Annotated in this window: 10 protein-coding genes; 3 read left to right on the forward strand and 7 right to left on the reverse strand. The window is 39.2% G+C overall.

Annotation, left to right across the window (positions count from 1 at the left end; translation table 11 throughout):
* Positions 1–816 precede the first annotated feature (816 nt).
* The 6 genes from ORI98_RS05725 to prmB all read right to left on the reverse strand — a co-directional run bounded on the left by ORI98_RS05725 (position 817) and on the right by prmB (position 6,227).
* Positions 817–1,422, reverse strand: coding sequence for an RNA methyltransferase (locus tag ORI98_RS05725; protein WP_306134583.1), 606 nt, complete (start codon positions 1,420–1,422; stop codon positions 817–819).
* Positions 1,423–1,425: 3 nt separating this feature from the next.
* A complete protein-coding gene (locus tag ORI98_RS05730) occupies positions 1,426–1,704 on the reverse strand; it encodes a YfcL family protein (protein WP_306134584.1) in 279 nt (92 codons plus the stop codon).
* A 4-nt stretch (positions 1,705–1,708) separates the two neighbouring features.
* The gene (locus ORI98_RS05735; RefSeq protein ID WP_306134585.1) at positions 1,709–2,890 is read right to left on the reverse strand and encodes an ATP-NAD kinase family protein; all 1,182 of its coding nucleotides are present in this window, start codon (positions 2,888–2,890) and stop codon (positions 1,709–1,711) included.
* A 56-nt stretch (positions 2,891–2,946) separates the two neighbouring features.
* Positions 2,947–4,125, reverse strand: a complete 1,179-nt coding sequence (locus ORI98_RS05740) for an MFS transporter (RefSeq protein WP_306134586.1) — start codon at positions 4,123–4,125, stop codon at positions 2,947–2,949.
* Positions 4,126–5,220 (reverse strand): chorismate synthase, encoded by a 1,095-nt coding sequence (gene aroC, locus ORI98_RS05745; RefSeq protein WP_261299473.1) that lies wholly within the window; start codon positions 5,218–5,220, stop codon positions 4,126–4,128.
* A gap of 62 nt (positions 5,221–5,282) precedes the next feature.
* On the reverse strand, positions 5,283–6,227 hold the full coding sequence (gene prmB, locus ORI98_RS05750) for a 50S ribosomal protein L3 N(5)-glutamine methyltransferase (protein WP_306134587.1): 945 nt from the start codon (positions 6,225–6,227) through the stop codon (positions 5,283–5,285).
* Between the two features lie 79 nt (positions 6,228–6,306).
* Between prmB and smrB the strand changes: the two genes are divergently transcribed.
* A complete protein-coding gene (smrB, locus tag ORI98_RS05755) occupies positions 6,307–6,828 on the forward strand; it encodes an endonuclease SmrB (protein WP_306134588.1) in 522 nt (173 codons plus the stop codon).
* A gap of 42 nt (positions 6,829–6,870) precedes the next feature.
* Here smrB and sixA read toward each other — a convergent pair whose 3' ends face one another.
* Positions 6,871–7,338 (reverse strand): phosphohistidine phosphatase SixA, encoded by a 468-nt coding sequence (gene sixA, locus ORI98_RS05760; protein WP_306134589.1) that lies wholly within the window; start codon positions 7,336–7,338, stop codon positions 6,871–6,873.
* A 188-nt stretch (positions 7,339–7,526) separates the two neighbouring features.
* Between sixA and ORI98_RS05765 the strand changes: the two genes are divergently transcribed.
* Together ORI98_RS05765 and ORI98_RS05770 are read left to right on the forward strand one after the other, a co-directional pair.
* Complete coding sequence (locus tag ORI98_RS05765; protein WP_306134590.1) at positions 7,527–10,313, forward strand: insulinase family protein; 2,787 nt, start codon at positions 7,527–7,529, stop codon at positions 10,311–10,313.
* A 283-nt stretch (positions 10,314–10,596) separates the two neighbouring features.
* Positions 10,597–14,913 (forward strand): EAL domain-containing protein, encoded by a 4,317-nt coding sequence (locus ORI98_RS05770; RefSeq protein ID WP_306134591.1) that lies wholly within the window; start codon positions 10,597–10,599, stop codon positions 14,911–14,913.
* The last annotated feature ends 253 nt before the right edge of the window (positions 14,914–15,166 follow it).

The following is a 15,166-nucleotide window of genomic DNA, read 5'->3' on the forward strand; positions in this document are numbered from 1 at the left end:
GGTAGCTCGTCGGGCTCATAACCCGAAGGTCGTCGGTTCAAATCCGGCTCCCGCAACCAATTTGATAGTGTGATTCATTTGGTAGGTAATATCGGGCTCAGCTCTTATTATCCACAAAGGACGTAGGTTCAAATCCGGCTCCCGCAACCAATTTAATGATGTTAGTTGATTAGTCGTTAACATCGACCCAAACTTTTATTCCCCACAAAGTTCATCGTTTCAAATCTCCTTTTACACCAATTCCCTAGCGATATTTACCTAAGTAGTCAATGTCGGGCGCAGCTCTGTTCAACCACGAACAAAGGTCGTCGCTTCAGTTGTTAACAGCAATCCGGCTCCCGCAACCAATTTAATGATGTTAGTTGATTAGTCGTTAACATCGGCATAAACTTTTATTCCCCACAAAGTTCATCGTTTCAAATCCCATTTATACACCAATTTCCTAATGATATTTACCTAAGTAGTCAATGTAGGGCGCAGCTCTGTTCAACCACAAACAAAGGTCGTCGCTTCAGTTGTTAACAGCAATCCGGCTACCGCAATCTATTTATTATCACCACCCTCTTTATTTTTAAAACTCCCACTGATAAAACAAAAAACTAAAGCAACTCGTCGGGATTATCACTTTATGCCCGTCAAAAGAAAGCCGCAGATTAATCTTCACTACGAAAATGATCTACTGATGATTATTGCTAATTTTTAGGAAGATAAATAATTGATATTTACGGATGAAGTAAGAAAATTAAAACGTGGAATGAAAACAAGATAGAAAGCAAAGTGCCTTGATGATTAACAGCAAAACACCCTACTTATTGGTTACTTCTTTAACCAATGTTTCACTCGTGTGCGATTATTATTATCGCGACTTTTTATAATGAGTTTATCATCGGTTTGATGCTCAGTTGATTTAGCGAGTCGATCGTATAACAGCACATTCACTGATGCAGCTAAATTCATACAACCTTTTGTTGGTACATACACAACATCATCTGCAGCATCAATAATTTGCTGTGGAATGGACCCATCTTCGGGGCCAAAGATATAAAATGCATTGTCTGGATGAGTAAATTGCGGTAAAGGTATTGCCCCTACCACTAAATCCACACAAATAATTTTACTGTTTAGCGGTACCTGCTCTAATAAAGACTCAACACCCTGTAACGGAATAGTCCTTGCCGCTTGCTTTTTATCAACTTCATATTGAGTATCAGCTTTAACGGCTAAATCATATCGTCTTCCGGTATAAAATACCTGATTGACGCCATAGCATCCTGAAGCTCGCATAATCCCGCCGACATTAACTGGCGTTTTAGGATTAACAAGACCTATCGCGACATGCGGCTCATTGGCGCTAACACACTGGGCAGACTCTTGCTCAGTTTGGCTAACTAAGCAAGAGTCGACTGATTGATTATCAGGCATTGGCTATGATACTGCTGCAGCAATTCGACTGCGTAATTGCTGCCAGGCTTTTGCTACTAGTACATAATCAGCATCATTAAGCTCTTCATTGGCAAGAGCTAGACACTGAATAACTTCATGATCTAATGCATCAAGACCTTGATCCGCTTGAGCTTCTAATTTTGCCAATACCACGGCGATATGGCCTTGTAAGTAACCACTAGCAAAAAGTGAATCGTCATCACCATTACTGACGGTTTCTTCTATCCAAGATTCCATCGCTGCATCATACTTTTCTAACATGGGTTTATTCCACCAAATCTGGGTTAGCCACTTGATACATCACATAATCATGGTAACCAGTAATAACTTTATAATAACCCGTAAGGGCTTTATCTAATTCAGGGTCGCCACTATCCACAATTAATGGTCGTCCATCAAGTGCTTTTAACTTAGTTTTTGTGGCAACGATTAAAATATTGTCTTTACCAAGCTGTTTTATCAAAGCTGGCGACAGTTGTTGATTACCTCTACCCAAAACATGCCCTTGACCTCCAATTAAAGTGATCACTAATTTTGTCGGCTTGTCCTGTGTAATATCCAGTAATTGTTGCGCGGTGACGTCACTGGCAATTAATTGTTTGTCTTGAATAACATCAACACCGAGTAAGGTATTGTCTAGATATAAGTCATCCATGATAGCCGCAACAGTGCTACCTGAACCCATAATGAAGATTTCGTCTTCCATTGATTCAATCACATCAGCAGCGATATCGGCTAACACTAATTCGTCTACTTCCTTACCGCCCATTTTTACAGCTTGCACGTACCTAGGTTCAGCAGGCACTCGCATTTCACCAAAACGCTTGGCTTTTACCGTGCCTTGCCTAAATGCGCTTTCATCTATATCCATCACATCTGCAGACATTAGGCTGACTAGCTCACCATCAAGCAGCATTTTAACCACTAAACCTGATGCTTTAGGAGTAATGCCATAAACACCTGAATGAATTTTTACACCAGCGGGAACACCTAATACCGGAATTGCATCATCAACAACAGAATAGACATCTCTTGCAGTGCCATCACCACCAGCAAATAAAAGTAAATCGAGAGTTTCGCTCATCAAAGCCTGAAGCGAATTACAGGTATCTTGTGGTGTTGTGCTAACGCTCGCTTGAGCGATTGATTCACTGACTGACGGTTCATTTAGATGAGCAACATTTGCATGATATTGATAGACAACATGAGTATCAAAGCCCATTTTTCGAGCGAGATCTTCCCCCATGCTGCCGGAAGCGGTGATCACTTGAATACGATGTTGATAAGGTAACAACACCGCTAGTGCTTGCTGCATGCGTAAATGTGCTTTGGGCTGGGCACCTTTAGCTAATGCTTCTTCCGCTACACCGTCAGAACCTTTTAAACCGACGCTGCCACCTAAACCCGCTAATGGGTTAATGAGTAAACCTAAACGAAACGGTTTCACATTGGCTCCTTTTATTTCAAGCATTTAAATGTATGTTAATCCGTAGATAACTCAGTCTATTCTGCGTCGAGGCGTGGTGCTTTGCCGTTCATATTGGGAATAAAAAACACCAGAATTGCCGAGGTAAATGCACACGCTGCTGCAAATAGCCACACATGCATCGCGCCACTTCCGTCGCCCCAAATATGACCACTCAGCCAAGTACCTAGCGCCCCACCGACACCAAAACTAATACTGGCATACATGGCTTGCCCTTTACTACGGTGATGAATGCCAAAATGGCGATGAATAAACTGAATCGACACTGCATGGGTCAAGCCAAACGTAAACGCATGTAATGCTTGGCTCAATAATAGTAAAAATAAATTATCTGGATAATACCCTAAAAGTAACCACCTTATTGCAGTTAACAGTGTGCTTACTACCAACAACAAACGTAAACCATATTTGCCAATTAACTTGGAGGCGAATAAAAATATGGCAATTTCAGCCACAACACCAACGGCCACCATAATGCCAGCAACGGTTTCAGAGTAACCAATTTGCTTAAGGTAAAGTACAAAGAAACCATAAAAAGGGCCGACACTCATTTGCAATAATAAAGCGGAAAGCAAAAATAATACGATGGATTTATCTAACTGCAGCTTAGGACGATCAGCGGCGTTTAACACTGCCGCCCTTGTTGAGGGAAGAGGTAAAGCAGATAGTAACAAACCAATAAACAGTATCATGCCAATATAAGGCAGTACTTCAGCGCCAAAGCGCTCAATACCCACCCCGGCTGCCACAACCAGAACAATATAGCCGACACTACCCCAACTTCGGATAGCGCCATATTGATTCGCTTTGTCACCTAAGGTTTCAAGCGTGATCACCTCAAGCTGCGCTAAAATAGCATTCCAAAAGAAGGTATATATAGTCAAACTGATGGCCAGATACCAAAAACCACCGTTAAAGAAAAAGCTGATAAACGTCAATGCTGCACAAAAAGCACCTAGTTTAATTAAGCCAGCCCTCATACCTGTTCTATCGGCTACTACTGCCCATAGATTGGGAGCGACGATCCGCGTGGCCATTAAAATCGCTAATAAGGAACCTATCTCTTGCGCATCAAAGCCGCGGGCGTCAAAGAAAACACCTAGGTACGGCACTAACACACCTAAAATAGCAAAAAAGAAGAAATAACAAGCCCTGAGCCAGCGAAGCTGCAACTCAGGGCTAGAAGGGATTGGCATTTAACGCATTCCGATTACGGGGGTTTCGCTGTGTACATCTTGGTTTTGTGCACGATGGCGTAATAGATGATCCATTAATACAATGGCTAACATCGCTTCAGCAATCGGTACCGCGCGGATCCCAACACAAGGATCATGTCGACCTTTAGTAACAACGTCGGCAACCTCACCTTGTGCTGTCATGCTTTTTCCCGGCACGCTAATACTTGATGTAGGCTTTAAGGCAATATTGGCAACAATTGGTTGGCCTGAAGATATGCCACCCAATACCCCACCGGCATGATTTGACTCAAAACCTTGTGGTGACATTAAATCACGTCCTTCAGAGCCTTTTTGGGTAACAACACCAAAGCCATCACCAATCTCAACACCTTTGACCGCATTAATGCCCATCAAAGCATGAGCGATATCGGCATCCAAGCGATCAAATACTGGCTCACCTAATCCCACTGGCACACCTGTGGCAGCAACTGTAATTTTAGCGCCAATCGAGTCGCCCGATTTTTTCAGTTCACGCATGTATTCATCCAACGCATCCAATTTGGTGGCATCTGGAAAGAAAAAGGCATTTTGCTCTACTTGTGCTAAATCGATTTGCTCAGCACAAATAGGACCTAGTTGTGATAAATAACCATGAATATCGATACCGTGAACGGCTTTCAAATACTTTTTAGCAACCGCACCAGCGGCAACACGCATAGCGGTTTCACGAGCAGATGAGCGCCCACCACCACGATAATCGCGTAAACCATATTTTTGTTGGTAGGTATAATCGGCATGGCCAGGACGAAACAAATCTTTAATATTTGAATAATCTTGGCTTCGTTGATCGGTATTTTCAATCAGTAAACCAATTGACGTACCAGTGGTTTTACCTTCAAACACACCGGATAGAATACGCACTTCATCGGCTTCACGACGCGCTGTAGTATAGCGAGATGTGCCAGGACGACGACGGTCTAGGTCATGTTGCATATCTTCAACGGTCAATTCCAATCCTGGAGGACAGCCGTCAATAATACATCCAAGCGCCACGCCATGGCTCTCACCAAATGTGGTCACTACAAAGTTTTGCCCGATACTGTTTCCTGACATGCGCCCTTTATCCCTTCACAAATAAAAACTTAACAGTGTAATGTTACACTAATACAGCGTTATTATTCACTATCTTTATAGATGGCGAAAAGTGATTCATTTTCAACTAGCTGATCACGGGTTAATACAAACACACCGTCACCGCCAAATTCAAAATCAACCCAGGTAAATGGTACATCAGGGAATTGTTCCATTAAGTGCACCATTGAATTCCCCACCTCAACCACTAACAGACCATTTTCAGTCAAATAATCTGCTGCATTGGCTAAAATGCGCTTGGTTAAATCCAATCCATCACGACCTGAAGCTAAGCCAATCGCGGGTTCGTGATGATACTCGTTTGGCATATCGCCAATATCATCTTCATCTACGTATGGTGGGTTTGATACGATCAAATCGTAGTGAGGCCCTTTGGGGATAGCCGAGAATAAGTCAGACTGGATCGGGAACACGCGTTCTAATACGCCTAGGGTTTCAATATTAATTTGCGCCACTTCTAATGCATCTTCACTAATATCAAGCGCATCAACTTCAGCGTCTTCAAATGCATAGGCACAAGCAATGGCAATACAGGCACTACCCGTACACAAATCCATAATGCGGTTAACAGGCTTGTTATAAAGCCATGGGCTAAAATGATTATTAATCATTTCCGCAATTGGTGAGCGAGGGACTAATACGCGCTCATCAACGAAAAATTCTAATCCGGCAAAACGCGCTTTATTGGTCAAATAAGGTACTGGCAAACGCTCACGAACTCGGCGAATAATCAACTCAACAATTTTATGCTTTTCACTGCTGGTTAAGTTTGAATGAATCACTTGCTGACCAATTTCTTCTGGTAGGTGTAATGCATGGAAAACTAATGCTATGGCTTCATCCCAAGCGTTATCAGTACCGTGGCCATAATAAATACCAGCATCGTTAAAGCGGCTTACAGCCCAACGTAACATATCGCCAATGGTACGCAGTTCAGTGACTGCTTCATCTACAAAAATTTTATCCAAAACACACTCCTACAAAATAGTTCTGCTGCATTGTAACTGATGTCTATTAAGATGGCCTAGAATTCAATACAATATCGCCATGAATGACAAAAATATCACTGATTTCGAGTCGTTTAGTGATCTTGTCGCCGGCATAAAGCCGATTAAGCAACAAGCACATCACTTCAAACAACCCGTAAAAACCAAACAGCAAGTCGAAATAAAAGCGCAGCAAATTCATGCTAGCAGCTACTTTTCTGACACCTATCAACCTTTACTTCCGGTAACGGGCCCGATGCGTTGGGCAAATGAAAATGTTGATAAAATTGAACTTAAGCGTTTACGTCGTGGTGATTATGTTCCTGATTTACTATTGGATTTGCATGGTTTAAGACAGTCAGAAGCCAAACTGGAACTTGCGGCGTTGATTCAAGCTTGTGTGAAACAAAACAGTATTTGCTGTAGCGTGATGCATGGTTATGGTATGGGAATTTTGAAGCAGCAAATACCAATGTGGTTAGCTCAGCACCCTAAAGTCAAAGCGTTTCATCAAGCCCCAAAAGAATGGGGCGGCGATGCAGCACTATTGGTATTAATCGATATTGGCGATCAGCCATTATAGAAGATAATCGTTAAACCAAACAAACCGTTTAATAAATAAACCTTAACCAGCAAGTGGGTAATTCATTCCCACTAAACTAGCCACTTCCATATGCTTATCAATTTGCACAAAAGCTGATGTGGCAAAAATTGGAGGTTCGACCCCAGCAACAAGTTCACTCACTAAAAAACCGACTATCGGCATGTGCGTAATCACTAGCACGGTATCGGCTTTGTATTGTTCAGCGTAAGCAAGAATAACATCAGCGGCCCTTCTTGGGTCGCCAGCAGGTGTAATATCATCCAATACCACACATTTTCTCGCTTTAGGTAAGTGCTTACTCACCACCTCCCAAGTTTGCTGAGCACGCAAATAAGGACTGACTAAAACCAAATCTAGCTGAGAAATGTGGTTACTGAGTAAACCGGCCATTTGACCTGTTTGATATCTCCCATTATGCGTTAACATCCTTTCGCGATCCGATGGCGCATCAAAACTGGCTTCACCATGACGCATCAAAAACAACTGCATACAACACTCGATTTCAATCTGATTTACTCGTGAACCAATTGTAGCCTCATTAAGACGCTGACGGAACCGTTCACAAACAAAAATTAACTCAACTTTAGTCGATAAACAAAATAAAGTATCGCGAGTTATTTGCTAAAAACTGATAACAATATCAATATATAACTAGAACCGTTACCTGGAGTCTTCACTTGTCCGATTTTCCAGCAATACATACAAGTCAAAATGATCATCGCTTATATCGTTATATCCGTCTCTCGAACAAACTCCGGGTATTATTGGTTGAAGATGTTCAATCGAATCAAGCTGCTGCCTCGATGGCCGTTCAGGTGGGACATTTTGATGATCCTGTCGAACGACCCGGTATGGCGCACTTTTTAGAACATATGCTTTTTTTAGGGACAGAGAAATATCCTGATCCTGGTGAATACCATGCTTTTATTAATCAACATGGTGGTAACAACAATGCCTGGACAGGCACTGAGCAAACTAACTTTTTCTACACCATCAATGCTGAAGTGTTTGAAGAGTCGCTCGATAGATTTAGCCAATTTTTCATCGCGCCAAAATTTGATATTGAATTAGTCGATAGAGAGCGTCATGCGATTGAGTCAGAATACAGTCTTAAGCTAAAAGACGATATTCGTCGCGTCTATCAAGTACAGAAAGAGACCACCAATCAGGCACACCCCTTTTCTAAATTTTCGGTAGGTAATTTAACCACCTTAAATGGTCCAGAGTCCGTTTTACGTGAAGAGTTACTGGCATTCTACCAACAACAATATTGTGCAAACATCATGACATTGTGCTTGGTTGCCCCCGCCTCTTTAGACCAATTAGAGCTATGGGCCAAAACCTATTTTGAAGCGATAGTCAATCGCGAAGTAAGTAAACACTACCCTGAAGCACTCCTGGTGACCGAGGCCGAGCGCCTGAAACAAATCGCAATCGTGCCACTAAAACAACAAAAACGTATTAGCGTTAATTTTGCCCTCCCTGGTATTGACCAGTTTTACAAACGTAAACCGTTAACCTTCATCAGTCATTTACTGGGTAACGAAAGTCCTGGCAGCTTATTGTCTTATTTAAAAGAACAAGGCCTTGCAAACAATTTATCAGCTGGCGGTGGCATTAATGGCTTCAACTTTAAAGATTACTCTGTCAGCGTTCAACTAACTGACAAAGGTTATAAAGCCATCGATGATGTAGTGAAATGTATTTTTGAATATATTCAACTTATTAAACTCTCTGGATTAGAAGATTGGCGTTATCAAGAGCGCGCAAATCTTTTAAATACTGCATTTCGATTTCAAGAACAGATTAAAGCATTAGATCTTGCCAGTCATCTCAGTATTAATATGCATCATTATGCCCCTGAAGATGTGGTATACGGTGACTACCGCATGGACAACTTGGATATAGATGAAGCGCGTTCGTTACTCAATCTTATGCACCCGCTGAATATGCGCTTGCAAGTTGTCGCACAAGATCAAGATACCAATAAACAAGCAGCTTGGTATCACACACCATATAAGGTGTCTGATATAGCGCCTTCAAGGTTAGATTTTTGGCAACAATCAGAAATCAGATCTGAATTAGCACTGCCTCAAGCGAACCCTTTTATTGTGCCTAATCCTCAAGCGCGATCAGAATTAAGCCAAACACCAGTCCCAGTGATTGTTGCTGAGGGTGAAGGATATCGACTTTGGCATAGGAAAGATGATGAATTTAATGTTCCCAAAGGACATTTATATTTATCGCTTGATTCACAAAAATCCAGTATGTCGCCTCGCCATGCCACACTGACCCGACTTTATGTTGAGCTGTTACTCGATTATTTAACTGAGTCAACCTATCAAGCTGAAGTGGCGGGCCTAAACTATAATATCTATCCACATCAAGGCGGAATTACATTACATCTCACTGGTTTTACGGGGAATCAAGAAAGTTTACTCGCGCTTATCATTCACAAAGCACGTGAGCGTAATTTTACTCAAGACCGATTTAACATGATCCGTAAACAAATTTTACGCAGTTGGCATAATGTCGCTCAGGCAAAGCCCATTTCACAATTATTTACCAGTTTGACAGTGACCCTACAAAAACGCAGTTTTGAACCAGCAAGAATGGCTGAAGAACTCGAAACGATTACTTTAGATGAGCTACATCAACATGTGAGCGACTTTTTTGAAAAGGTCTATCTAGAAGGACTGGTATACGGTGATTGGTTAGTCTCTGAAGCTCAAGCATTAGGGAAACGTCTTGAGCATTTGTTGTCTTTGGTATCAAAACCAAGCAATGAATCGTTAAGAGAGCTGGTTGATTTGCAGGGTGTAGGCACCTTATTACGAGAAAAAACCATTCAACATCAAGATAGTGCTATCATTGTCTATTATCAATCGACGAAGGCCACTACCGATAAGATGGCGTTGTTTAGCTTGCTGAACCATACAATGTCATCAACGTTTTTCCATGAATTACGTACAAAACAGCAGCTAGGTTATATGGTTGGCACAGGGTATTTACCCCTTAATCGCCACCCAGGAATGATTTTTTATATCCAATCTCCATCCACTGGGCCAAGAATTTTACTTGAAGCCATTGACGAGTTTATTGCCGATTTTAGTTATGCCGTTATGCAAATTACCAATGAGCAGTGGGAAAGTACCAAACAAGGGCTGATTAGCCAAATAATGGAACATGACGCTAACCTCAAAACTCGAGGGCAACGTTATTGGGTAAGTTTGGGTAATAGGGACTACCAATTTGACCAACGTGAAAATGTCGCAGCTAAAGTTGAAACATTAACCAGAGCTGATTTAATTAAATTTATGATGCAACGTATGCGCAGTAAGCATTGCGACCGTTTAGTGTTATTCAGCTGTGGTGAACAGCACTCAAAACAGCAACTAATGTCTAACAATATGATTTCAGACTTGAGAGCGTTTAAGCAAGCTGCTGAAAAATTTAACTTTTAGTATTATCACTCTGTTCTTGAAAAATTTAATGTAAATTATCAACAACAGCGGTATCAACATAAACCACTAAATTTCAGTTTACTACTAGCGTAAACCGCTAAGTATGGCTAGGCATTATGAGTTAAATGTCGCCACTGATGAATACCCTGGGATTTGGATTGGTACATAAAAGCAACATGCGAACCATTTTGGTTAACAGATTTTTGACAAACACCATAGATTCTGAAAAAGTAGGCAACTAACTGCTTTTACTTGGCATCTCCGAGAATAAGAAAAACAAATTATGCCTAAAATTTTATCTTTGCTACTGCTTATTTTTACTTTTTTCCAGGCATCATTCACTTATGCCATGTCTTTTTCAGACTTCAATGAAGAACAGCTAGATATTATTCTCAATTATGAATCCTATACGGTTGCCAATGGACTATCTCAAAACACAGTTACCAGTATTGTTGAAGACAGTGAAGGATATGTTTGGATAGGCACTGTTAACGGACTCAACCGCTTTGATGGTACAGAATTCACCCACTTTTATGCCGAAGATAATAGCAGCGGATTACCCAGCTCTTTTATTCGTAACCTCATTATAGATGATCAAGATAGGTTACTAGTAGGTACTGATAAAGGTTTAGCTATATTTGATAATTATACTGAGACCTTTTCTTTAGCAAAATCTAATCACCCAATTTCAAACTCTGTGATTTGGGCTTTGCATAATGAAAATGGAATTAATTATGTTGGTTTAAATAATGAGATTTATATTTTTAATGAAAACTTTACACATGAAATAAAACATATATTAAATGAAAAGCTCAAAGAAATTAAAAAAATTAGAACACTGAATGATGACATATACCTAAGAAATTTTAATGGAGAAATATATCTAATTAGTAATAAAGTTGAATTAAAATCAGAAGAATCAACTGACTTTGAAGTGTTCAACAAAAAAATATTAATATCAAAAAAATCTGGTTTATTTTATGCTGATGAAAAAATATTAGACTATCAAACATCCTCCATAGCATTTAACAAACACCAGAATTCAATTTTAATATTCAGTTTAAATGAAATAATATCCATACAATTTTCAGAAAAAAAATACACAATCAAAAAGGTTGGAAAAGTAGATATTGAACTAGCTAAAAACAGTTCCACCATCAGCTATTTAACTAATAACTCTTTATTCCTATCAGATTACACAAATGGAGTTCAACACGTTTCAATAAATGGCAACCTAGCCTCTAAAGTTGATCTAAATATTGAAAATATTTGGTCCATAAGCCAAGATGAAAATTTTATTGCAATAGCTAACAATGATAGAAACATATTTACTTTAAATGAAGGTCTAATGAATAATGGAAAAGTAAATGGAAGGTTACCTGTAAATGAAGGACATAAAACAGTATTAGCAATGGGAAATGATATTTTTATCGGTTCATCATCAGGATTAATAAAACGAAGTTTATTTGATAAAACATTAAGTAGAGAAATCAGCCCCAAATATACTGTTAAACTCAAAAAAATCAGTAATAATACATTTTTAGCAGGGACATTCGATGGAGAAGTGCTACTTTACAATATCGATGATGAATCAATTACTACAATTGATTCAGAAACAAACCATCCAGTATTTGATTTGGAATATGTTGATGGTGATATATACATCGCTACACAAAAAGGATTACTTGTTTATAGTAACAAAAAAATCATTAAACTATACGAAAAAGAGCTTGTGGCCAGCTTAGTTAATCACAAAAATAAAGTATATTTTGGTTCAAGAACGGCCATAATGGCTTATGACAAAGTTGATAAAAAAATAGTAGAGTTACTTAAAACCAATAAAATAACATATTCTCTAGATGTAATAGACGATATAATTATTGCCCCATCCAATATGGAGGTAAACCTTTTAGATATAAAAAACAAAAAACAATTCAAACTTACAACTGAAAATGGAACCCTTTCAGATTATAGCACTCAATCAACATTCAAAACAAAGTCTGGAATAGTAATTGGTGGACCTTATGGTTTAACATATGTTGCACCCAAAGCAGTATTGCGCTCATTAAACAATAATATCCAGCAATCATTATCAATAAAGAATATTTCAATTTTCAATGAGAAGGTATCTATTGGCTCCAAAGTTCTTGAGCAAGCGATCAAATATAAAAAATCGATAACTTTAAAACACTCGGATTACCCCTTCACCTTTGACTTCAATATAATTGGCTCTAATACAAACAAATTCGAATTTTATTATAAACTTGAAGGCATAGATGTAGATTGGCTTCCAAATAAGAACTTTAATTCTGCAACTTATACAAACTTACCACATGGAACATATATATTTAGTGTTTATGCAATAGAACGTACAACAGGTGCAAAATCTATAATTAAAAATATTGAAGTTGTGATTTCGCCACCTTGGTGGCTTTCAACAAGGGCAAAAATAATATATAGCTTCATCACGTTAGTTTTCTTTTTGTTAATCACTAAAGCCATTTTACGTCGTAGGGAAATACAAAAACAAATTGCTCTCAGTGAAGAACGTCTGAAACTTTCCCTTTGGGGCAGCGGTGATGAAATGTGGGACTGGGATATTGAAAGCGGTAAAATCTTCCGCTCCAATATTTGGGGAACGTTGGACTTTCCTCAAGATGGACGCAGATCCGGTAAAATCGGTGAAGAAAGTAATATCCACCCAATAGATCAACCCAGAGTTCAAAAAGCACTGAATGATCACTTCAGCAATATCACCGATCACTTTGAAATAGCGTACCGAGTGAAAGGCAGAAATAATCAATGGATGTGGATTCTAGACCGAGCAAAAATTGTAGAACGCGATCAAAAAGATCATCCAGTGCGAATGACTGGCACAATTAAAGATATCAACAACATTAAACAAGTCGAAGAGCAACTTAAGCTTTTTGCCCGTGCAATTGAAAACATCTCTGAAGGCATGTTCATTCTGAATCAAGATTATGTGTTTGTTGAAGTCAATGAAGCCTGTTGTGAAATTGCATCATGCAGTCGCGATAACTTTATGCAGCAAAAGCTAGCATTTACCCGTTATCCAGAATCATATTCAGAGCAAATTAGAACAGCGTTACGTCAGCAAGGCCGTTGGAGTGGAGAAATTGAGGCCAAGAAGGGTGATAACAACTTCTTTTTGATGGAATTAACCATCGATACCATTTACAACGAACAGGGCGAAACAAGCCACTATGTGGGCGTATTTTCTGATATTACTCGTCGTAAACAACAAGAAGAAGAGTTACGCAAATTAACCAACAATGATTTACTAACAGGTTTACCTAACCGTTCTAGTTTACAAGTTACCTTAAATAATTTGGTTAAAAAGGATATCCACCATACTTTAATGGTTTTAGATTTGGATAACTTTAAGCGTATTAATGACTCCCTTGGTCATCAAATCGGTGATGAGTTATTGATATCCGTCGCTGAGCGGATTAAAAAAACCATCCCTAGTCATGCCAGTTTATATCGATTAGGCGGTGATGAGTTCGCACTACTGATTGATCAAAACCCTGACATTGGGTCAAGCGCGATGATTGCCTCGAATATTATTCAATCCCTTAAACCAGCATTTGAGCTTAATGAAGAAAGTTTGGTACTTGGGATCAGTATTGGCGTGGTACTTTATCCAGAAGATGAGCAAAACGAGCAAGCGTTACTGCGAAAAGCAGATATCGCGATGTATCACGCAAAATCAGCAGGCGGCAATCGCTATCAATTCTATTCAGAGTCGCTTAATCAAAATGCTTTAAGACAATTAGAGATTGAAAATTTAATTCGTGAGGCCTTAAAAGAAGATTATTTTGAGGTGTATTACCAGCCGAAAGTCGATTTAAAAAGTGACTGTTTAGCTGGAATGGAAGCATTAGTAAGATTAAATCACCCAAAACACGGAATTATTTCGCCAAATGATTTTATTCCACTTGCAGAAGAAAACGGCTTAATTGTCGAAATTGGTGATGTTGTGCTTCGTAAAGCCTGTTTTGCTGCCAATAAGTGGCTAGAACAAGGTCTGTTTAATGGCAGAGTTGCCGTCAATTTATCGTCACGTCAATTTGCCCTTACTGATTTACAACAAAGAATAGAGTCAATTTTACGTCTGACTAAGTTACCTGCAAAACATTTAGAGTTGGAGATTACTGAAGGGACTGTGATTAAAAACCCAGAAAAAGCGATTAAAGTGATGCAACAGCTTGCAAAAATGGGGGTTAGCCTTGCATTAGATGACTTTGGTACAGGTTATTCATCATTATCCTACCTTAAGCGCTTCCCTATCAATTGTTTAAAAATTGACAAATCATTTGTTGATGACATAGACAAATCAGATCGCGACTTAAAAATGGTCGATTCTATTATTACGATAGCCCACAATATGGGATTAACTGTGGTCGCTGAAGGTGTCGAACAAAATGCTCAGCTTAATATTTTAAAAGCATTAAATTGTGAAGAAATTCAAGGTTATATATTCAGCAAGCCTGTACCTGAAAAGTACTTTGAGCAACTATTAGCCACAGACCAAGATAAGAGAACCCAATTTAAAACACAAAAACCAAACAAAAACTAAACCTTTAATCAACATTGGCACAGAAAATGCTTTTGGATTGTTAGTTGTCAAAAATAACAATTTAATAATAACCCTGAGCTAAGAGAGATAGAAAATGATTAAAGGAATAATTGCGTTATCAGTAGTAACAATTTTATCAGCTACTACTGCTACGCAGTCTAATATTGTAGACACACAAACTGCTGGCTTACCTGTTATTAAAGTGCTAGACACTCAAACGGCGGGATTGCCTGTTATCAAAGTTCTAGACACT

This window comes from Shewanella sp. ULN5, from assembly GCF_030731885.1.
In the GTDB taxonomy this organism is placed as follows: domain Bacteria; phylum Pseudomonadota; class Gammaproteobacteria; order Enterobacterales; family Shewanellaceae; genus Shewanella; species Shewanella holmiensis.

What these genes read in the sequence shown, in the direction of transcription:
- ORI98_RS05725 (WP_306134583.1), bottom strand. Translation starts at nt 1,422, where the DNA reads ATGCCTGATAATCAATCAGTCGACTCTTGCTTAGTTAGCCAAACTGAG.
- ORI98_RS05730 (WP_306134584.1), bottom strand. Translation starts at nt 1,704, where the DNA reads ATGTTAGAAAAGTATGATGCAGCGATGGAATCTTGGATAGAAGAAACC.
- aroC (WP_261299473.1), bottom strand. Translation starts at nt 5,220, where the DNA reads ATGTCAGGAAACAGTATCGGGCAAAACTTTGTAGTGACCACATTTGGT.
- ORI98_RS05770 (WP_306134591.1), top strand. Translation starts at nt 10,597, where the DNA reads ATGCCTAAAATTTTATCTTTGCTACTGCTTATTTTTACTTTTTTCCAG.
- ORI98_RS05740 (WP_306134586.1), bottom strand. Translation starts at nt 4,125, where the DNA reads ATGCCAATCCCTTCTAGCCCTGAGTTGCAGCTTCGCTGGCTCAGGGCT.
- smrB (WP_306134588.1), top strand. Translation starts at nt 6,307, where the DNA reads ATGAATGACAAAAATATCACTGATTTCGAGTCGTTTAGTGATCTTGTC.
- sixA (WP_306134589.1), bottom strand. Translation starts at nt 7,338, where the DNA reads ATGCAGTTGTTTTTGATGCGTCATGGTGAAGCCAGTTTTGATGCGCCA.